18 protein-coding genes, 1 tRNA gene and 1 pseudogene are annotated in these 19,888 nt (G+C 33.8%); 14 read left to right on the top strand and 6 right to left on the bottom strand.

The annotated features are described in order from the left end of the window. Positions 1 to 90: 90 nt before the first annotated feature. From EVJ46_07720 to EVJ46_07740, 5 genes are all read left to right on the top strand, one after another. Positions 91 to 858 carry a hypothetical protein gene (locus EVJ46_07720; GenBank protein ID RZD16070.1) on the top strand — a complete coding sequence of 256 codons (768 nt, stop codon included), beginning with the start codon at positions 91 to 93 and terminating at the stop codon, positions 856 to 858. Between the two features lie 150 nt (positions 859 to 1,008). Beyond that, positions 1,009 to 1,806: a cobalt-precorrin-4 C(11)-methyltransferase gene (gene cbiF / locus EVJ46_07725; GenBank protein RZD16071.1), complete on the top strand. Its 798-nt coding sequence runs from the start codon at positions 1,009 to 1,011 to the stop codon at positions 1,804 to 1,806. Beyond that, positions 1,712 to 3,382, top strand: a complete 1,671-nt coding sequence (locus EVJ46_07730) for a hypothetical protein (GenBank protein ID RZD16072.1) — start codon at positions 1,712 to 1,714, stop codon at positions 3,380 to 3,382. Before cbiF ends, EVJ46_07730 begins: the two co-directional genes overlap by 95 nt. Continuing rightward, positions 3,337 to 4,167, top strand: coding sequence for a precorrin-3B C(17)-methyltransferase (gene cobJ, locus EVJ46_07735; protein ID RZD16073.1), 831 nt, complete (start codon positions 3,337 to 3,339; stop codon positions 4,165 to 4,167). The genes EVJ46_07730 and cobJ overlap by 46 nt, the downstream gene beginning before the upstream one ends. A 109-nt stretch (positions 4,168 to 4,276) precedes the next feature. Next, complete coding sequence (locus EVJ46_07740; GenBank protein RZD16074.1) at positions 4,277 to 5,209, top strand: SDR family oxidoreductase; 933 nt, start codon at positions 4,277 to 4,279, stop codon at positions 5,207 to 5,209. Positions 5,210 to 5,252: 43 nt separating this feature from the next. Here the strand turns inward: EVJ46_07740 and EVJ46_07745 are convergent, their stop codons facing one another. The 4 genes from EVJ46_07745 to EVJ46_07760 form a co-directional block, all read right to left on the bottom strand. Continuing rightward, a complete protein-coding gene (locus EVJ46_07745) occupies positions 5,253 to 6,464 on the bottom strand; it encodes a type II secretion system F family protein (protein ID RZD16075.1) in 1,212 nt (403 codons plus the stop codon). A gap of 273 nt (positions 6,465 to 6,737) precedes the next feature. Further along, a complete protein-coding gene (locus EVJ46_07750) occupies positions 6,738 to 8,498 on the bottom strand; it encodes an AAA family ATPase (protein RZD16076.1) in 1,761 nt (586 codons plus the stop codon). 124 nt (positions 8,499 to 8,622) lie between these two features. Beyond that, positions 8,623 to 9,501 (bottom strand): type I 3-dehydroquinate dehydratase, encoded by an 879-nt coding sequence (locus EVJ46_07755; GenBank protein RZD16077.1) that lies wholly within the window; start codon positions 9,499 to 9,501, stop codon positions 8,623 to 8,625. Between the two features lie 22 nt (positions 9,502 to 9,523). Beyond that, entirely contained in the window at positions 9,524 to 9,718 is a 195-nt protein-coding gene (locus EVJ46_07760) for a hypothetical protein (protein RZD16078.1), read from the bottom strand. A 670-nt stretch (positions 9,719 to 10,388) separates the two neighbouring features. Here EVJ46_07760 and EVJ46_07765 point away from each other — a divergent pair. The 3 genes from EVJ46_07765 (at position 10,389) to EVJ46_07775 (ending at position 11,502) form a co-directional block, all read left to right on the top strand. Continuing rightward, positions 10,389 to 10,464, top strand: a tRNA-Asn gene (locus EVJ46_07765). A 434-nt stretch (positions 10,465 to 10,898) separates the two neighbouring features. Next, positions 10,899 to 11,099: a hypothetical protein gene (locus EVJ46_07770; GenBank protein RZD16079.1), complete on the top strand. Its 201-nt coding sequence runs from the start codon at positions 10,899 to 10,901 to the stop codon at positions 11,097 to 11,099. Beyond that, positions 11,089 to 11,502: a DNA-binding protein gene (locus tag EVJ46_07775; GenBank protein ID RZD16080.1), complete on the top strand. Its 414-nt coding sequence runs from the start codon at positions 11,089 to 11,091 to the stop codon at positions 11,500 to 11,502. Before EVJ46_07770 ends, EVJ46_07775 begins: the two co-directional genes overlap by 11 nt. A gap of 206 nt (positions 11,503 to 11,708) precedes the next feature. Here EVJ46_07775 and EVJ46_07780 read toward each other — a convergent pair whose 3' ends face one another. Next, a complete protein-coding gene (locus EVJ46_07780; GenBank protein ID RZD16081.1) occupies positions 11,709 to 11,891 on the bottom strand; it encodes a hypothetical protein in 183 nt (60 codons plus the stop codon). 22 nt (positions 11,892 to 11,913) lie between these two features. Next, entirely contained in the window at positions 11,914 to 12,369 is a 456-nt protein-coding gene (locus tag EVJ46_07785; GenBank protein ID RZD16082.1) for a hypothetical protein, read from the bottom strand. Positions 12,370 to 12,555: 186 nt separating this feature from the next. Between EVJ46_07785 and EVJ46_07790 the strand changes: the two genes are divergently transcribed. The 6 genes and pseudogenes from EVJ46_07790 to EVJ46_07815 all read left to right on the top strand — a co-directional run bounded on the left by EVJ46_07790 (position 12,556) and on the right by EVJ46_07815 (position 19,394). Next, a complete protein-coding gene (locus tag EVJ46_07790; GenBank protein ID RZD16083.1) occupies positions 12,556 to 12,864 on the top strand; it encodes a hypothetical protein in 309 nt (102 codons plus the stop codon). Continuing rightward, positions 12,812 to 13,468 (top strand): annotated as a pseudogene (locus EVJ46_07795) (hypothetical protein). Before EVJ46_07790 ends, EVJ46_07795 begins: the two are co-directional and overlap by 53 nt. 570 nt (positions 13,469 to 14,038) lie before the next feature. Continuing rightward, positions 14,039 to 15,439, top strand: coding sequence for a dihydrolipoyl dehydrogenase (locus tag EVJ46_07800; protein ID RZD16084.1), 1,401 nt, complete (start codon positions 14,039 to 14,041; stop codon positions 15,437 to 15,439). Between the two features lie 200 nt (positions 15,440 to 15,639). Further along, complete coding sequence (locus tag EVJ46_07805) at positions 15,640 to 16,005, top strand: dehydrogenase (GenBank protein ID RZD16085.1); 366 nt, start codon at positions 15,640 to 15,642, stop codon at positions 16,003 to 16,005. Positions 16,006 to 16,069: 64 nt separating this feature from the next. After that, positions 16,070 to 16,852: a glucose 1-dehydrogenase gene (locus EVJ46_07810; protein ID RZD16239.1), complete on the top strand. Its 783-nt coding sequence runs from the start codon at positions 16,070 to 16,072 to the stop codon at positions 16,850 to 16,852. A 175-nt stretch (positions 16,853 to 17,027) separates the two neighbouring features. Beyond that, the gene (locus EVJ46_07815; protein ID RZD16086.1) at positions 17,028 to 19,394 is read left to right on the top strand and encodes a glucan 1,4-alpha-glucosidase; all 2,367 of its coding nucleotides are present in this window, start codon (positions 17,028 to 17,030) and stop codon (positions 19,392 to 19,394) included. Positions 19,395 to 19,888 lie beyond the last annotated feature (494 nt).

Here is a 19,888-nt window from a genome sequence, read left to right on the forward strand (position 1 = left end):
TATTTATTACAATTCAGAACAAAATAATAAAAACAATTTATTTATTACAATTCAGAACAAAATAATAAAAACAATTTATTTATTACAATAATGAATAATTATTTGCTTAATATCGTGGGAGTTGGTCCAGGAGACCCTGATTTAATTACGCTGAAAGCGGTTAAAATTTTGAAAGAGAGCGATTTTATTTTTTATCCGAGAGTTTTATATTCAAATAATAATTTTGCTTTGGATATTTTAAAAGGCAATCTGATTGATATTCATGATTCTAAACTTATACCTTTGGATATAGAAATGAAAAAAAATTTTAATCTTAATAAAACGCTTTATGATGAAAATGCATTAAAAATTATTCAAAAATTAAAAGCAAATTATCTATGTTCCTATATAACGATAGGGGACCCCGCTTTCTACAGCACTTATGCGGAACTGTACAAATCGCTGAAACAACTGGCGGATAGTCATAATATAGCTTTAAATGTAAACATAATTTCCGGAATTTCATCTTTTAATTATTTGCTCGGCTTAATAAAGGAACCGTATGCGGTAAAAAAAAGTTCGGTTTTAATTAGCGTACCTATAGGCAAAACCGATTCGGAACTTGAATCGGAAATCAATTTTATTATGTCTTCAAAAGAAAAACCGTCTATGATAATTTATATGAAAGCCGGAAATAATATATATGATATACTGCATATCTATAGAAGAATGCTTTACAATGATTTTAAGAACGGTAAACTTAAATTTTATATATTGGAAAAATCTGTGCTGAAAGATGGCATCGATTTGGACTGTACTGAGCCCGTCAATAGCGGCGGCTATGATTATTTTTCTATTCTTGCGGCAATTTTTATATAGATTTTATAATAGCGGATATAGCGAAAAAAGTATAAACTGAGACTAAACTGAGACTAAATTAATAATAAATTAAGAATAAATTAAATAAAAACAGAGTCTAAACTTATTATAACTTATAACTAAAAAAACAAAATCTAAACTATATAAATTATGGATATGCAATATATTGAAAAATATAAAATTTATTTTATCGGAGCCGGTCCGGGAGACCCTGAATTATTGACCGTTAAAGCCTATAAAATATTATTGGCGTCCGGCTGTGTTTTTTATGCAGGTTCTTTGATAAATAAAGAGTTATTAAAAATACCTGGTTCAGACTGCATACTTTACGATATGAGCGGCATGTGCTTTGAAGAAATTGCAGAAAAAATAGCGATGATGTATGACGCCGGTACTATAACATCTGTTCTTCATGCAGGGGATTCGTCGCTTTATTCTTCAATCAGCGAACAGGCGGCGCTGCTTGAAATAAAACAGGCAAATTATGAAATTATTCCGGGCGTCACAGCCGCTTTTGCAGCCTGCGCTTCCAATAAATCAACGCTCACATTGCCTGATGTTTCCCAGACTGTGATATTTTGCAGGGCTGCAGGCAGAACCGGAAAATTGCCTGACGGACAGGATATAAAAAGCCTTGCATCGCATAAAGCGACCATGGCGATATATTTAAGCTTTGGACTGATAGATTCCGTTGTATCGGATCTTTTAGAAAGTTATGACGAAAACACATATTGTTTAATAGCAAAAGACGTGTCTTTAAAATCGGAAATACTTATAGAATGTAAATTAAAAGATGTTTTAAGCATTGCAAAAGCCAGATCTATCAAAAATATGGCGGTGCTGCTTGTAGGAAATGCGCTTGCTGGCAAATATTCAATTGACCATAAATCTAAATTATATGACGAGAATTTTTTTCACACATTCAGGAAAGCAAAGGAAAGCCGATAAAGCCGGTAATTATTTAAACAAGGCGGCTATATTCGCTTTTACCGAAAACGGTAAAAAACTTGCATCAAAACTTTCAGACGGATTGCATAATTATTATAAACACGGCGGCAGTCATCAGCTAAAGTACCGGCAGCGCCAGCCGCAAAGATTGCATAATTCTTATACATATGGCGGCAGCGGTAATTGCGGAAACTGCAGCGGCAGCGATTACGATAGTAATTATGAAAAACGCTATAATAACAGCGGCAATAAAGTTTTTCATAACTGCAATGTTTATAATATCGGTATCGGCACTTTTGAATTTTTTAATTACGATAATGATAATTATCGTGAAAATATAGAATTCGCTTTTAACGAATATGATTTTTTAATTTTTTTTCTTTCGCTTGGCGCAGTCATAAGGCTTATATCTCCGTTTATAAAAAGCAAACTGTCCGACCCGGGAGTAATAATTATTGATGAAAAAGGCAATTACGCAATAAGCGCGCTTTCGGGGCATATCGGAAGAGCCAATGAATTGTGCGTTTCAATAGCTGAAATTATAGGCGCAGCTCCGGTAATAACGACTGCTACCGATATCTCAGAAAAGTTTTCTTTAGATATGTTCGCAAAAAAATTTAATTTGAACATTGAAAATAAAAATTGTATAAAATTTATTAATAAATCATCCTTAAGCGCTCAAAAAATAATAATTTTTATCCCTGAGTCAGACCTTATTCTGAGCAGCAATGAATGTTTTAGAAATGAAATTAAAGACTATTTTACAGACTTTACTCAGCCTGTACAATTTATCTATAAAAAAAACGATATAGAAGAAATATTGAAAGAGCATTATAATAAGTTAAATTACAAACGTGATAACCGGTCGGAAGAAATATTAAAAGAGCGTTGCAATGAGTCAAATTATAATAAGTCAAGCAATAACAAATCATATGATAATGGAACGGGTAATAACAAATCATATGATAATAAGTCAAATAATGACAAATCATATGCTAATGAACCTGTAAGACCTGCAAGTCTAAATATTATAGTCATTTCTTATAAAACAGATGTGCTAATAAATTTGAAAACGCCGAATTTTACGTTTGATGAATTATCATGTGCGGAATTACATTACAATATAAATATTTGCAGATTGTTTCCGAGAAATCTGTCGATAGGAATAGGATGTAATAAAAATACCGCTTTTGAAGAAATTGAAAATTTTATTCAAGAGATATTTAATCAAAATAGTCTTTCTATGCTCAGTATCAGAAACGTCGCTACAATAGATATTAAATCGGAAGAGAAAGGGATTTTAAAATTTGCCGAAAAATACGCTCAATATATTGATTTCTTTTCCAAAGACGAAATTAATAATTTTTTATATGAATATAAAAGAGATTTAAGAACTGACAATTATTGTAATAATGTGAAGCCGGACGGGACTGCCGATACGTCGTCAGCCTGTTTCCGCTACACTGGCGCATATTCCGTTTGCGAACCGTGCGCACTTTTGTCATCCGATATAAATAAGGAGTTATTAATATGCAAAAAAAAGAAAATGAATACGACAATAGCTGTTGCGATATAACATCTGATTTGAACTGCGGCAGTATGGCGTACGGAAAAATTACTTTGGTAGGAACGGGACCCGGTGATATTAAGCATTTAACGAAAGCAGCCGTTGAAGCGATAGAAGAATGCGGCGTCATAATAGGATATTCGACCTACCTGAAGCAAATTAGTGCAATGCTGCGCGAAGAGCAGGAAAAACTGCATTTTAATATGAAAGATGAAATTACGAGATGCGAAGCAGCTATAAATAAATCTATGGAAGGTGAAAGAGTCGTCGTAGTTTCGGGAGGCGATGCAGGTATTTACGGTATGAGCGGGCTTCTATTGGAACTATTGGAAAAAAAATCGCTTATAGGTAAAATTCCTTTGGATTTCATACCGGGCGTTCCGGCTTTTTGCAGCGCCGCATGCTCTGTCGGCGCTCCTATTATGAATGATTTTTGCGTTATTTCGCTGTCTAATCTTTTGACTCCTTGGGAAGAAATTGAAAAACGACTGGATTTTGCTTCAAAAGCAGATTTTGTCATCATTATTTATAATCCTAAAAGCGCTAAAAGAAAAGATGAATTAACTGCGGCAAAGGAAATTTTATTAAAGAATATTAATAAAACCAGACCTGCCGCAATTGTTAAGGCGGCATCAAGACCGGACGAAGAAATTGTAATAACGACACTTGAACATATAGATGAATTTTCTTTAGTCAGTATGAATACGACTATCATCATCGGCAACAGCACCACATTTGTAAAAGATTTTTATATGATAACAAGAAGGGGATACGGAAACAAGTATCGATTATAAAATAATTTGATAAATTGCGAAGCAGCGCAAAAAAGTATAAATATAAAAATAAAATAAAATAAAAAATTATAAAGCAAATGCTTATAAAAAAAGCGGAGGATTAATTGCTATGAAAGTTTTAATTACGGGCGGAGCTGGTTTTATCGGTTCTAATTTATGCGAAAGGTTGTTAAATGAAGGCAACGAAGTGTTATGTATGGATAATTTTTTTACCGGTTCAAAAGAAAACATAAAAGAATTTAAAGATAATTATAATTTTGAATTAATAAGACACGATATATCCGAACCTTTTAATATTGAAGCCGATTTTATTATTAATCTGGCATGTCCGGCTTCTGTTCCGTTCTACCAGAAAAATCCTCTTAAGACAATGAAAGATAATGTTTTTGGAATATTTAACGTCATGGAAAACGCAAGAAGATTAAATATTCCGGTGCTGCATACTTCCACATCCGAAGTTTACGGTTCTCCTTCTGTTCATCCTCAACCCGAGACTTACAGCGGCAATGTTAATCCGACATCTATAAGGTCTTGCTATGATGAAGGGAAGAGAGCGGCGGAAACTATTATGTTTGATTATCACAGAACTTACGGCACAGATATTAAAATAGTGCGCGTGTTTAATACATACGGTCCAAAAATGCTTGAAGACGACGGAAGAGTGGTTTCCAATTTTATAGTTCAGGCGTTAAAAGGGATAGATTTGACGGTTTACGGAGACGGAAAACAAAATCGTTCATTCTGTTATATTTCTGATTTACTAGACGGAATTATGCTTTTAAAAAATTCAAAAAATTTTACTGGTCCTGTTAATCTCGGCAATACTTACGAGTTTACAATAATAGATTTCGCAAAATTGGTTTTGTCTCTGACCGGTTCTAAATCAAAAATAGTATTTAAAGATCTGCCTAAAGACGACCCGATTCAGAGACGACCTGATTTATCGCTTGCAAAAGAAAAATTGGGATACAATCCCAAAGTTAATATCGAAGCAGGCTTAAAATTAACTATTGAATATTTTAAGAAAAGAATGGGATTGTAAATTTTTAATCCAACGGCAGCTGAGAGAATTTTTAAGACAAATGTTATTTTTTAGTAAAATTAATGACGTCTATAATCGGAAGATAAATAGCGAGCGCTAAAAATAAAACCATTCCGAATATAATGCTCAGCAGAATAGGTTCTATTGATGCCTGCAATATGTTAAGCTGATGGTCTAAATCTTCGTCGAAATAATCGGCTACCTTGTTAAGCATCTCGTCTATATGACCCGTTTCTTCGCCGACGCTTACCATTTGAATTATTATTGGAGAAAAAATTTTTGAATCTATAAAACTTTGTGTGATGGATTTGCCTTTTGTGATTTCTTCCTGCAATTCATCTATTTTTCTTGTAAAATATTTGTTGTCTACAGAATTCCTTATAAGTTCAAAAGCACGGTTAACCGGTATTCCGCTTTGAAATAAAAGACCGAATATTCTTGTAAATTGACCCATCATAGATTTATAAAAAATACTTCCGAATATGGGGATTTTTAATTTGTATTCATCCCACCATAGCCTGCCGCTAACCGAATTCAAATAAAGTTTGACGGAAATAATGAGCGCTGCAAAAATTGCCAGCATAATATACCAGAAATTAACAAAGAAATCGGAAATAGCGACTAAGATTCTGGTTTCAAGAGGAAGAGGCACATTAAAACTGCTGTAGAGCATAGCAAATTTTGGAATAACAAATCCTATTAAAACGGCAGTTGCAATAATTATAGCAGTAATAACTAATTTTGGATAAAATGTCGCGCTTTTAACTTTTGCTTTAATAGCCATTTCTTTTTCCATAAGCAAGGCAATTCTGACTAAGACGTCATATAAAAGACCAGTCGATTCGCCTACCTCAACCATGTTAACGTATATTTCGGAAAATATTTTTGGATGATTGCTCAAGCTTTTTGCAAGTGTCTGACCGCTTTCAAGGTCATCTTTGACTTCCTGAAGAACAATTTTAAATTTCTTATTTCTTGTAAACTCAATCAGAGAAGTTAAACTTTTGCTGATAGGAACGCCTGACTGATATAAAGTGGCAAGTTGACGTGAAAAAATAATTATATCTTTTTTTGATATAGATTGAAAAGAAGGAATAAGTTCGTTCATAGAAATACTTGATTTTTCAACAACCGATAACGGAATCAACTGAAGATTTTCAACGTTCTTTTCCGCTGCAAGCAGGGAAGCCGCTTCAATTTGACCGACAACTAACTTACCGTTTCTGCTTCTTGCCCTATAAATATAAATTGACATTTGTTATTATTTATTATGTTATTTTATTATGTTATTTTTTACAAATTATAATTATTATACTAATATATCAATTAATAAACATTAATAACAATATATAATATTTACAATATATATTATATTATATTATATTCTGCCATAGAAGATTTAAAAAGATTAAAATTCATTAAGGATAAGACTTACTTTATATTATATTTTGTTTAAAATATGACATATTCATTTTCATTACTTTAATTATTTGTTGATTTTTTATCATTTTTGTACGGTCAATTTTATTTAAATATCCTGTGTTGCCTGCAGTACTTCTTCTATAGCAGTAAGCCCTTCCAGCGCTTTTATTATGCCGTATCTTCTCAGCGTAATAAAACCGTTTGTAACAGCCGTATTCCTTATTAGAGAGGCATCGGCTTTTTCTAAAATCAATTTTTGTATATTATTGTCAGGAACCAATAATTCATATATAGGAATTCTTCCTTTAAAACCTGTGCCTCTGCATTCAGGACAGCCTTTTTCTTTATAAAAATAAACTGTTTTATTTTCAGGCAAACCCAATTCTTTTAATAATTCTGCATCGGGCTCGTACGGTTTTTTGCATTTATCGCAAAGTTTTTTTAGCAGTCTTTGACCAATAATGCCTACAATAGCGGATGCTATCAAAAAAGGTTCTATCTGCATATCTATCAGTCTTGATATTGTGCTAGAGGCATCCTGCGTATGAAGGGTTGAAATTACAAAATGACCAGTTAATGAAGCCTGTATCGCTATTTTAGCGGTTTCTATATCCCTTATTTCTCCGACAAGTATAATGTCGGGGTCCTGTCTTAAAACTGACCTTAGAATATCGGCAAAAGACATTCCGCCTTTAAGATTGGCTTCGACCTGATTTATATATTTTATCTTATATTCAACCGGATTTTCAACGGTTACTAAGTTCTTATTTAATTTATTTAATTCTGACAATATTGAATAAGCAGTAGTTGTCTTTCCTGAGCCGGTAGGTCCGGTTATCAGAAATAATCCGTATTTTTTGTTTATAAGTTTTAATATTTTGCCTTTAGTTATATCGTCAATATACGAAGATTCTGATATTTTATTTATCTTGGATGATTTATCTAATATTCGCAGTACAGCTTTTTCTCCGTTTATCGTAGGCAGTATAGAAACCCTTATGTCAAGTTCTTTTCCAGAAAGCGTAATATTAAATCTTGAATCCTGCGCATTTCTTTTTTCGGCGATATCCATATTAGAAATTATCTTAATTCTTGCAATCAAAGGATTTATAAATTGCTTTGGAAGTTTTTTAATTTCAAAAAGTTCCCCGTCTATTCTTTCTCTTATTAAAATTTCATCTTCTAACGGTTCTATATGTATATCTGAAGCTCTGTTCTTCGATGCCGAAACTATTATGTCGTTTACTAATTTAATTATATTTATATCTTCCGATTCTATAATTTCTTTGTTTATAGCATCGCCTGCCGGTGCTGCAAAAACGGAAGAGGTGGCAGAATTGACGCCGGTTGTGCTTTTTTGCGGTCCTTTGTTTAAATTTAAGGCTATATGCTCTGAATTATCGGCTTTTATAATATCTTTGGCGGAATATACAAAATCGATGGCTCTGAGTATCTCGTGTTCTCTTGCGACTGCAATTTCTATATCATAATTAACTGCTTTTTTAAGAGCGTCTCCGGCAAAAACATTTAGAGGGTCAGATATAACTACGGTCAGGATATTGTCCGAAAGATTAATAGCAACCATCTTAAACTGTTTTGAAAGGGCTTCAGGTAAAATTTTACCTATTGCGGGGTCTATGGCGATTTTGGACAGCTCTATTTTCTTAATACTGAGCTGCTGAGATAAAGCGTTAATTATATCGTCTTCCGACAGAATACTAAGAGAGACTAAAGCTGTTCCCAGCCTCATATTTCTTTTTTTTGCTTCATTAAGGGCAGATTCTAATTGCGTAGGATTAAGCATCTTAGAATCGACTAAAATTTCTCCAAGTTTTTTTGATTTTAATAAATTGTTTAAGATTGCCATATGGTTATATTGTTTACAATGTTTATAATTCTATATTACCGTAATATTAACTATTAACGCATCTATTAACTAACGCATCTATTAACTAACGTATAATGAATTACAAAATTACAAAACTATGAAATTACAAAATACTAAAATTGCAAGATTCATAAATTCTATTAAATGTATTGATATCTACCTGACCCGGAGCGGTGGGCAATCCATCGTTTATTGAACAGTATGACAAAAAAGACCCGTAATTCAATGAGAGAATGCGGGTTAATCTTCCTTTATCTCCCATTCCGAAAATTATAAATTCAGGATAATTTCCAATATCCGAATTTCTTAATTCGTTTATTTTATTACAAATAGATAATATATCAAGCACTTCCTGTTTTGACGCAATAAGCGCCGCCATTTTAAAAAAATCTGCTTTCATATAGCTTGCTTCAATATAGAATTGCATTGCTTTTTTTAAATTAATAAAAGAGTTGAAATCGTGCACCGATAAAATAACCTCAGAATTTTTGCTATGCGCAAATTTTATAAATTCGGCAATCAAATAAGGCTCTATTGTATCTTGTTCGATATCAACCGTTTTTATTCCATTGTCTATAAGTTTATTTAAAAAGGATAATTTATTTGCTGCGGCTAATTTGTATTCAGCTGTATTTTTATTTATATTTTCAATATTTGCGGTATAATTTTTGCAGTCGTTTTTTGCTTCTTTATTTATGCTGTTCAAATTATTTTTGTCGTCTTTATTGTAAATGTTTCTTCTAGTTGCTATGACAGGCAAATTAAATTTTTCGCTGCATGAAATTATTTCAGGAAGATATTTGTTGAAAAGTAATTCTTCTTGAAGGTCTATTAAAAGGTCAAATCTTATTTCAACACATGAAAAATTATTGTTTGCAGCATCTTCCATAACAGAAATAACTTTAGATAGTTCTACTTTTCCTATAGATGCGCAAACATGGGGTTTTTTATCGGTTTCTTTTTTAATTTCAGATAAGAGCATATTTTTATTTTTTTATTTTATATTATTTTTTATTTTTTTCTGAAGCAAGGACTCCTCCCATTCCCCATTCATCCTTTGGGAAATCTTCTATCGCAACCCAGACGTGCGATATATCCAAGTCTAATGATTCAGCAACAGATTTAGATACTGATTTGATTAATCTTTCTTTTTGCTCTTTTGTTCTTCCTTCCAGCATTTTAATAGATATAAAAGGCATAATATCCCTCTCTTTTAAAAATTAAATAAAAAAATAAAATTATAAATTATAAATATAAATTTTAAATGTAAATTATAAATCGTCATGCGATTATAAAATATATCAAAAAAAAACATAAAATACAATTTGAATTGCATACACGCAATATAAATAAAAGATTGAGAATATTTATTATTTTTTTAAACAATTTTTTAGATTCAAGGTTAAAAATTTATGAAGAATATTCATAGCTTTATCATATTATAACGATGAATTATAGCGGTGCATTGTTCTTCATAGAATAAAGGAAACGTTATTTTATTTCTACCGCAGCGTACCGCGTACCGTACGAGAACGGTATCAAAATATATTTTGACATTTATATAATCATATATTATAATATAATTAATAAGTGAGATGAGATAAATTAGTTAGATTTAAGACTTGTGCTTAATGTTTTTCATCTTCAAACTCCTTATTTAATGTCCTCCTACCCGCCGAATTATTAAAAATATTTTTTCGGCGGGTTTTTATTTGCTTAATTCAACTTATAATCAAGTTGTATAATTAAATAAAAATTAATTAAAATAAAATTTACATCAACATAAAAAAATATTGACATGATAATTTTTTTTAATTATACTTATCTAATCGCTTAGAAATAAAATAATACTATTCATTCTTTATTCATTCCCCGATAGCTCAGCCGGCAGAGCAAGTGACTGTTAATCACTGGGTCGATGGTTCGAATCCGTCTCGGGGAGCCATTAAAATAAGGCTTTTAAGACTTCGCCGAATTATCATTTTTGTCGATTATGATAAAATTATGATAATTTTTTTTATTATTTTTCGTTTTCTTCCTCTTTTGATAATTAATTTAATTTAATTTAATAATAAAAAGTCATTCTCTTTATCTTAAATTATTCATTTTAATATGTTGTATTATATTTTATTTAATAAATCAAATAATAAAAAAAAATGTTAATAACTATTATAATGTTTATGTATAACTAACTTAAAAATAATTAAAATATTTTTGAAATGTAAGAATATGATGACATTATGCAACAAACAGAAGCTGACTTGCCGGACAAGATTGACTTTTATGAATACAAGTAATAATATATATGTTAGAGAGTAAAAATAAATATAAACAAATTAAATTACAAATTAAACGAGGTTAAATAAGAGGTTAAATAAAATGAAAGCAACATTGCAGGACGATAAAGTGATTTTGGAATTCAATATAGGCAGCTACGATAAAAATACCATAGATTTTTTAACGAATATAGAGTTGTCGCAAAAAAGTAAGGCAACAGAAGAAGGTATAAGTTTTTTGTCCGATGAAATTACAGAAACATGGTGGAAGGCTAACAAAAACAGGTTTATAGATGAAGCCTAAGGTAATAATAGACACAAATATATTATTTTCTGTCCTTTTAAGCAAAGAAAATAGATATAAGTTTATTTTATTTTCTAAACATATAGAGTTTTATACTTGTAATTTTCTTTTTGTAGAAATATTTAAGCATAAAGATAAAATACAAAATATTTCTAATTTAAATGAAGATGAGATTCTATCCCAATTAGAAACTATATTAAGTAAAATTACTTTTATTAAAGAAGAACTTATTCCAAAAGAAATATTCAATAAAGCTTATCTTCTAACAAAAGACATAGATGAAAAAGATACTCCTTTCGTAGCATTGTCTACATTTTTAAACGGTCTGCTTTTAACCGGCGATAAAAAATTAAAAAATCATTTAAAACAAAAGGGTTTTAACAACTTTTACGAATTGGGATAAATTTCAAAAACTATGATAAAATTATGATAAAATTAAAATAAAACAGGATAAAAACAAGATACAATAGATAAAATAAAATAGCCGTTAAAGATAGAAAGCAAGCCTAAATGCCGTTGTTTTATTAAGTTTAATTTTTCTTTTAAAAATATCTGTTAATCACTGGGTCGATGGTTCGAATCCGTCGGGGAGCCATTAAAATAAGGCTTTTATAATTTATCTATTTTCTCTTCATAGTCCACTGCAACGGTTTTGCAACGGTCGTCTAAAATATTTACGGCATCCTCCTTTAAGGGACTTTCCGCCTGTTCGCCGACGGTTTGGGTACCCAAAGCGGATGTTGGGTGTTTAAGCGCATTTATTATAAATAGGGCAGCATTATTGGTTGCCATAATAATTTCCTCTTATATTTGACTATCTTAATTTATTTATTACCGTACAAATCATAACTTGACGGCGGTAATGTTCCGCCGACGACAAACGATTCTGCTCCTGAAGCGCCTGTGTTTGTCCTTGCGCATTAGAAAGACTATTTAAACTTGTGCTTAATTGTGTTTGAATATTGCCGTTTAATCCGGAAGAGCTGTCCAGCGCATTATAGTTTTGCAGCTGTCCTTGAACTTCTCCGGGGTTGCTTGCAAGCATTTGCGCCTGGGCTTTTAGCTGCGCCGCTTCCGCTGCGTATTGCAAGCCCTGCCTGGCATATTGTTCTATCTGCTCGGCAAACGCTTCTGCATGCGATACATCATTATTAGGACTGCCAAGATATACGGCATTGGAATTTCTAATAAATCCGAAACTTACAAAAGCAAAAACAAATAAAATTAAAAATAAGTTTTTCCAACCAGAGCACCGCAGGTTAAATTGCAACGGCGAAGCGTTGCTGACTTGAGCAAAAGATTATTTTTTATTTCGTCTTTTAACCCCACATCGCAAAAATAAGTTTCTCGCTTTGATACATAAGGTCGGATATAGTATAATATAATCATGGAAAACAAAAACTATATAATAAACACGGCAAAATAGATAATATCTTTGTATAATATAACTAAAATTATGAAAAATATGTCGGAAGAAAAGGAAGAAAAAAGAATATATCCCAAAGATTTAGGGTTAGAATCTTTATTTTGGAGTTGTCCAGATATGCCGGCACCAATAGACGCTATAATTGTCGCCGCAATAAAGTCCACCATATTTGAATATATTGTTTTATGCGTAAAAAAATGGGGTTTTAACAGGGTTTTTAAAAATTATAATGAAATAAAGACTTACATCAAGAAAAGCAACATTCCATTTCTTGATTTTCAATTTAATGTTATCAAAGAGGTTTTTGATGAATACAAGCAAGTCTCAAAAAGCAATTAATCTGCTCAATGAAATAAAAGATTATCCGATATTCAAGGATTATACTTTAATAGGCGGAACTGCACTTGCAGTTTATTTAAACCACAGGGAGAGCGAAGATCTCGATTTTATAATACAAAGCGAGAAACTTAATAAAGTAGGCATAAATTTTTTTATAAATTCTTTAGGAAAAAAAAGTTTTAGTATTAAAAAAATTTATGACGAAGCAGGATATATGGATTTTGCCGAAGATGGAGAAAATATAGACGATTACCAACAAATCTATGAAATCAAAGGGGTTAAAATTTCTTTTTTCGTGGTCCCCGACTTAACGGTTAGAAATATTTTAAGCAAAGATATCCCCAATATAATTGCCGGTAATATTAAAGCTGCGCAAATAGACACAATATTTAAATTAAATTGCGATATTATTTCCCAAAGAAACAAATTAAGAGATTATTACGATATATATTATCTGATTAAAAATAAAAAATGTAACTTGAAAGAAACTTACTTGTCTATCATAAAAACAAGCGGAAATTCTTTTGCAAATCATATAATTAAAAATATGTATGATTTAAATGTTTCACCTGCCGATAAAGAAGGACTATTGACGCTTGAGAAGGTTAATATTACCGTAGATGAATTAAGAGATTTTTTCCGAAAAGAAATTAAAAAAATTTATAAACAAATGATAAATCCAAAAACAATGGAGAAAGAAGACGCTTTCACCAAAGAATTAAACGACCGGCTTAATAAGGGCAAAGACAATGGCTCGAGCAAGACCTTCTTTTGATATATCATGTTTTAGACGATGAATTAAGACTTATTGATATAGGAATCCATTCCCAGTCGTTCGGATAAATTAATCAACGCACCGAACATCTCTTTTTTTAATGTATAAAAATTGTTAATGGTTTTTACCTGTTCGCTTGTTTCAGAGCCTTTATATTTATAAATTCCGTTTTGCTACTCTATTATTTTGATACCTTTAATTAATCCTAAAAGATTTAGTATCGTGGCGGTTAAGTTTGGTTAAGTTGAATCTTGTGATATACTAATAAAAGTAAAGGTTTCATGTTAATTTTTTTTATATTATCTTGTGATATACTAATAAAATTAGATGTTTTTATGACTTATCATTATTTATCATTGAAATGATAAACTTAATATATAAAATTAGGGAGGTTTGCTAATGGAACACGTCGATTTACTCACTATCGGAGCAGGCGGCGGCGGATATCCCGCAGCATTCAGACTTGCGAGGGCCGGAAAAAAAGCTGTTATGATAGATAGTAAAGGAGTCATGAGCGGTAACTGTTTAGAGCAGGGGTGCGTCCCTTCAAAAACAGTCAGAGAGGCTATAGAGGTGTATAAACTTGCAAAACAGAGGGAATATTTCGGTTTAAAAGGCGATAATATCGGATTTGATTACTCAAAAATTATTGATTTTAAAGATAACGTTCAGAAATTCAGATATGCTCAGCATGCCAAAGAACTTGAAGAAGCGTCTGAAAATTTAAAGCTTATTAAAGGTACCGCTTCTTTTGTTGATAAGCATACCGTAAAAGTTATTACCGAAGATTCTGAAATAATGTATCATGCTGATAATATTATAATTGCGAGCGGGGCGGAGCCTTATATTCTGCCGATAGATGGAGCTGAACACTGTATTACCAGCACCGATTTGTATATTCTGAACACTAAGATTAAAACCCTTCCGAGATCGATAGCAATATTAGGAGCCGGATATATCGGCGTTGAAACCGCAACTTTTTTCGGTGAGCTTGGAGTTGATGTTACAATCATTCAGAGAAGCAAAAGAATACTTACGGCTATGGATGAAAGATTTGCCTTGCTCCTCCAAAATTCATTGGACCCTAAAATTAAGTTAGAATTGGGAACGGAAATTAAAAAAGTAGAAAAAGCCGACGTGAACGGCGGCTATAATTACAATGTTTCATATATGAAAGACGGTATTCTGAAAACAATAAATGCCGATTTAGTTCTTATGGGATACGGAAGAAAACCTGTTATACCTGAAGGAACAGTTAAAATAGGAATTGATTTTGATGCAAGAGGCAGGATAAAAATCAACGGCGCTATTCAGACTAATATTCCGCATATTTACGCATCGGGGGATGTGAACGGTCTTTCAATGCTTTTTCATTCCGCCGAAAGACAGTCGTTAGTCTGCGCCAATAATATTTTCGCCGGCAATACTCCAATAGACTATATGGACTTTAACGCAGTGCCGACTACCGTTTTTACGTTTCCAAAAGCTGCATACGCAGGTATTCTGCCGGCGCAGGCAGAGAAAACCGGTATTGATATTCTAGAATGTTCCTACGACTTTGTTGTGGATGCGAAAGCTCAAATTTATAACGAACTAAACGGGGAAATAAGAGAATTTTTTGACGCAAAAACTTTAAAAATTATCGGTGCATGGGTTATAGGAATAGACGCTGAACTTTTAATAGGCGAATTAGTTACTGCGATACAGAATTCATTAGATGTTCATACAGTAGCGAGTCTTCCAAATCAGCATCCGACAAGCAGCGAAGGCGTTGCTAAAGCAGCAAGAAAACTGCTGTAAGACTTTTATACATTATATGATATTCTACGATGCTAACATTGTATGCAAGTATGTAATTAATAAATATAATGGCAGAGCATACAATTACTATATTATAATATAGTATTATAATGTAGTGTTATAATATGTCTGCCGCACTTTTAATATAATAGATAATTATAATAATAAGTTAATTGATATAAAAAACGGAGGTTTTTCGTATGGAAAAGATTGATATTCTAAAAATTGCTTCTTTAAACGACGCAGAAAGAGAAAGCAGCATGCAGGAACTTTTTAAAACATTGCTTTCAATGTCTGATGCGGAAAAAACAGGCGCATTAAAAGAGCTTATTAAAGAAATGGCTGAAAAAGCGTCTGATACGCAGTATCTAAATCTTTGCAAAACCAATTTAAAACTTGCATCTGGCTTAGACGATGATACCTTGAAATCGTTTTTAAAACTCAGAATAAGCGTTTCTTCATCGCTTCCTAAAGATTTAGCCGAACGTGATATGAAATTCATAAAAGAGGGATTAAGCAAAGTAGATGAAAATACAAGAACTAAAATAAGCAAATTTATGCAGTAATATGCAGCAAAAAAAATCGGATGGCACTAATTTTCCGATAGTAGTAATAATGGAGACTAAATTAATGAATATAAATCTAAAAGGTAAAAGAGCCTTAATTACCGGAGCAAGTTCGGGGCTTGGCGAAATTATAGCTAAAGAATTTGCTGCCGACGGGGCAAAAATAGGTCTTAACTATCATTCGCACCCTGACGCCGCTGAAAAAATCGCTTCAAATATCAGAGAAAAGGGAGCCGAAGTGTTTACGCTGCAATCCGATGTTTCAGACGCAAAATCGGTTGAAGCGATGTTTGAGAAATTTATTAAACAATACGGCGGAATTGACATTCTTGTTAATAATGCGGGAATTGATGGAAACAGAGCTCTTGTTTGGGAGTCTGATATATCGGAATGGGAAAAAGTTGTTAAAATTAATCTTTTCGGTCCTTATTACTGTGCCAGGGAAGCGCTTAAATATATGGTGGTTCAAAAAAGCGGGGTTATTTTAAATATGACGTCAGTTCATGAAAATATTCCATGGAGCGGTTATAGCGGATATGCGGCGGCAAAAGCCGGCTTATCCATGTTGACAAAAACTATTGCACAGGAAGTAGGTTCTTCCGGAATAAGGGTTATGTCTTTAGCGCCAGGAGCTATTAAGACTCCTATTAATCAAAGCGTCTGGGGAAATGCAAATACCCTTGCCGACCTTATTGATAAAATTCCTTACGGCAGACTGGGCGAACGCGAAGAAGTCGCTAAAGCGGCCGCTTTTTTAGTATCTGAAAATGCTTCTTACATCACAGGCAGCACGCTCTTTGTAGACGGCGCTATGATAGACTACGCCAATTTTACCCATGGCGGCTGATTTATTATTTAACGCCGCGTGTTCATATCTGTTTTATTTAAGAGAATACATCTCTTAAATAAATTATGCAAAATATGTAAACAAAATATGTAAGTAAAATATGTCATACCGGCATATAGCACACATACTGCATATATAAATAATATTCAATATAAACAGACAAGAGGGGTTAAAAATGGCGGATACAGTATTTGCTCCCGGGTGGCCCGGGATTCCGGGACGCTGGACAAGCGCGAATAAAAGCGGCATAGGAACGGCTTTAAACGGCAGTCCGGTGTGGTTTACCATCTCTCACGGTATACTAAATGAGGTTTATTCTCCGGTTATAGACCAGGCTGCTATTAGAGATTTAGGTTTTATTGTCACCGCCGACGATGGATTTTTTTCCGAAGAAAAGCGCCATTCGGTTCACACTACAACGTATATTAATTCCGGTGTGCCAGCCTATCATATTGAAAGCCGATGCACAGCAGAACGCTACAGAATAGAAAAGGATATAATAGCCGACCCTGACAGAACGGTAGTTCTTTTAAGAGTAAGATTTATTGCTTTAAAACCTGGGAATTACAGGCTTTATGCTATTGCCGCTTCGCATTTAGATAATCACGGAGCCGGAAATACTGCATGGGTAGATACATATAAAGGAATAACCGGACTTTTTGCTTCGCGCAAGGCTAATGCAATCTGCCTTATGAGCAATACCGGATTTAAAACCTGTTCGGTCGGTTTTGTCGGTGTTTCCGACGGCTGGCAGGATTTAATCAGACACCGCAGTCTAACTTCTTATTACAACAGAGCAGAAAACGGCAATGTTGCCCTTACCGGCGAGATAGATTTAAAAAATCTAAAAGACTGTACTTTTGTTTTAGCGCTTGGATTCAGTCATTATCCGGTAGAAGCAGCGCTTCTGTCAAGAGCGTCCCTCAATGAAGGATTTGATTCTCTGCTTAATTCATACTCCAGACCGTGGCTGCGCTGGCAAGAATCAATTTTGCAAGCAGAAGATCGCAAACTTTTTTCAACAAGCGCTATGGTAATTCGTGTTCATCAGTCAAAAAATATTCCGGGAGCGATTTTAGCCAGTCTTGCAGTTCCGTGGGGTTTTTCTAAAGGAGACGGAGACCTTGGCGGATATCACTTAGTATGGCCGCGGGATATGGTAGAATCAGCAGGCGGTCTTCTTGCGGCTGATATAAAAACAGATGTGCGCGGCTCTCTTGTTTATCTTGAAGCTACTCAGGAATACGACGGGCACTGGCCTCAAAATATGTGGATTGACGGTTTGTCATACTGGGGCGGCGTGCAGATGGACGAAACAGCTTTGCCTATATTGCTTTTTGACCTTGCCAGACGTGAAAATGCTCTTTTAGATAACGACATTAATCGTTTTTGGCCTATGCTCAAAAAAGCGCTCATATATATAGCAAAAAACGGACCGGTTACTCAGCAGGACAGGTGGGAAGAGGACGGCGGATATACGCCTTTTACTATTGCATCGGAAATTGCGGCGCTTATTGCGGGAGCCGAGCTTGCCGAATTGGCTGGAGACGGGCACATTGCACCATATTTACGTGAAACTGCCGACATATGGTACTCCTGTATTGACCGCTGGCTTTATGTTAAAAATACGGAACTTGCAAAAAAAATCGGCGTGGAGGGCTATTACGTCAGAATTACCGCCGCAGATTTTGAAAACGGCGATGAGTATATTCCTATTAAAAATCGTCCGCCGGCTTCAAGCCATATGTCTGCAGATGCAGTAGTGTGCACTGATATTACGGCGTTAGTCCGTTTTGGTTTACGCAAAGCAGACGACCCGCGCATAATTAATACGCTGAAGGTTATAGATTCTTTACTCAAAGTAGAAACCCCCGCAGGTCCGTGCTGGCACCGTTATAATGACGACGGCTACGGCGAACACGCAGACGGCAGTCCTTTTGACGGCACTGGCATAGGACGATTATGGCCGTTACTTACGGGCGAGAGGGCGCACTATAATGTAGCTCTCGGAAATTTTAAAGAAGCCGTAAGACTGCTTGAAACTATGGAGAATCTTGCGAGTGACGGCGGACTGCTGCCTGAACAGGTATGGGACGGTCCTGATATTCCGGAGCGCGGTCTTTTTTTTGGTCATCCGACAGGTTCTGCGATGCCTTTAGTGTGGGCGCATGCGGAATATTTAAAATTAGTCCGTTCTATTACCGAAGAAAGAGTCTTTGATATGCCGCCTCAGACTGCCAACCGTTATTTAAAGAATAATATAAGCTCTAAGTTAATGCAGTGGCGCTTTAACCACAGACTCGGCAATATGCCTTGCGGCAGCACATTACGTATTGAAACGCTGGCTCCGGCGTCAATTTGCTGGAGCAGCGATAACTGGAATAAAATTGAAAATACAGAAACGACAGATTCAGGGCTTGGAATCTATTATGCAGACCTTAATACTGAAGACATAAAAGACGGCGGCACGATAATCTTTACGTTTTTTTGGACAGAAAGTAAAAGATGGGAAGGAAAAAATTTTCACGTGCGCGTCGTATAAATTGGCTAATCTGATCTGTTTCCGTTCCTCATTTATTGCAGTTATTTACAGCAATACTACAGTAATACAGATATACGTTTATATAGCTGCATATTTAATTGATGTCTTTTTCGCCCGATTTCACCACTTTTATTATTCTAAAATTATAGCCAATTAATATTATTATATTTTATTTTTTAGTCCCTATGGACATTTTTATTGCCTCATAAATATAGCAATATCAATGTGTTGCTCATAATTATGGTAAAGTTGGGTTAGTATCTTTATTGAAATATTCTGCAAGCAACTACACAATAAACCTTATTATCGGTTTATCATTCCCATTTAAAATATTTATTGCACTGAAACCTATGTATTACAATAATGTATGATGCAAGATTACAATATAGCCTTAATCTTGCAATAGAAAGTTATCTGCTCGGAAAAGGTGTCAGATTAATTTTTTTGCAAATATTTTCTTTGTTAATTGAACTACTCTATATGCAAAAAAATAA

This window comes from Candidatus Acididesulfobacter guangdongensis, from assembly GCA_004195045.1.
Classification (GTDB): domain Bacteria; phylum SZUA-79; class SZUA-79; order Acidulodesulfobacterales; family Acidulodesulfobacteraceae; genus Acididesulfobacter; species Acididesulfobacter guangdongensis.

Coding starts and splice junctions, on each gene's coding strand:
- EVJ46_07760 (RZD16078.1), bottom strand. CDS start 9,718: ATGCCTTTTATATCTATTAAAATGCTGGAAGGAAGAACAAAAGAGCAA.
- EVJ46_07775 (RZD16080.1), top strand. CDS start 11,089: ATGAAGCCTAAGGTAATAATAGACACAAATATATTATTTTCTGTCCTT.
- cobJ (RZD16073.1), top strand. CDS start 3,337: ATGCAAAAAAAAGAAAATGAATACGACAATAGCTGTTGCGATATAACA.
- EVJ46_07750 (RZD16076.1), bottom strand. CDS start 8,498: ATGGCAATCTTAAACAATTTATTAAAATCAAAAAAACTTGGAGAAATT.
- EVJ46_07805 (RZD16085.1), top strand. CDS start 15,640: ATGGAAAAGATTGATATTCTAAAAATTGCTTCTTTAAACGACGCAGAA.
- EVJ46_07780 (RZD16081.1), bottom strand. CDS start 11,891: ATGGCAACCAATAATGCTGCCCTATTTATAATAAATGCGCTTAAACAC.
- EVJ46_07745 (RZD16075.1), bottom strand. CDS start 6,464: ATGTCAATTTATATTTATAGGGCAAGAAGCAGAAACGGTAAGTTAGTT.
- EVJ46_07815 (RZD16086.1), top strand. CDS start 17,028: ATGGCGGATACAGTATTTGCTCCCGGGTGGCCCGGGATTCCGGGACGC.
- cbiF (RZD16071.1), top strand. CDS start 1,009: ATGGATATGCAATATATTGAAAAATATAAAATTTATTTTATCGGAGCC.
- EVJ46_07720 (RZD16070.1), top strand. CDS start 91: ATGAATAATTATTTGCTTAATATCGTGGGAGTTGGTCCAGGAGACCCT.
- EVJ46_07790 (RZD16083.1), top strand. CDS start 12,556: ATGAAAAATATGTCGGAAGAAAAGGAAGAAAAAAGAATATATCCCAAA.
- EVJ46_07755 (RZD16077.1), bottom strand. CDS start 9,501: ATGCTCTTATCTGAAATTAAAAAAGAAACCGATAAAAAACCCCATGTT.
- EVJ46_07730 (RZD16072.1), top strand. CDS start 1,712: ATGCGCTTGCTGGCAAATATTCAATTGACCATAAATCTAAATTATATG.
- EVJ46_07740 (RZD16074.1), top strand. CDS start 4,277: ATGAAAGTTTTAATTACGGGCGGAGCTGGTTTTATCGGTTCTAATTTA.
- EVJ46_07770 (RZD16079.1), top strand. CDS start 10,899: ATGAAAGCAACATTGCAGGACGATAAAGTGATTTTGGAATTCAATATA.
- EVJ46_07810 (RZD16239.1), top strand. CDS start 16,070: ATGAATATAAATCTAAAAGGTAAAAGAGCCTTAATTACCGGAGCAAGT.
- EVJ46_07800 (RZD16084.1), top strand. CDS start 14,039: ATGGAACACGTCGATTTACTCACTATCGGAGCAGGCGGCGGCGGATAT.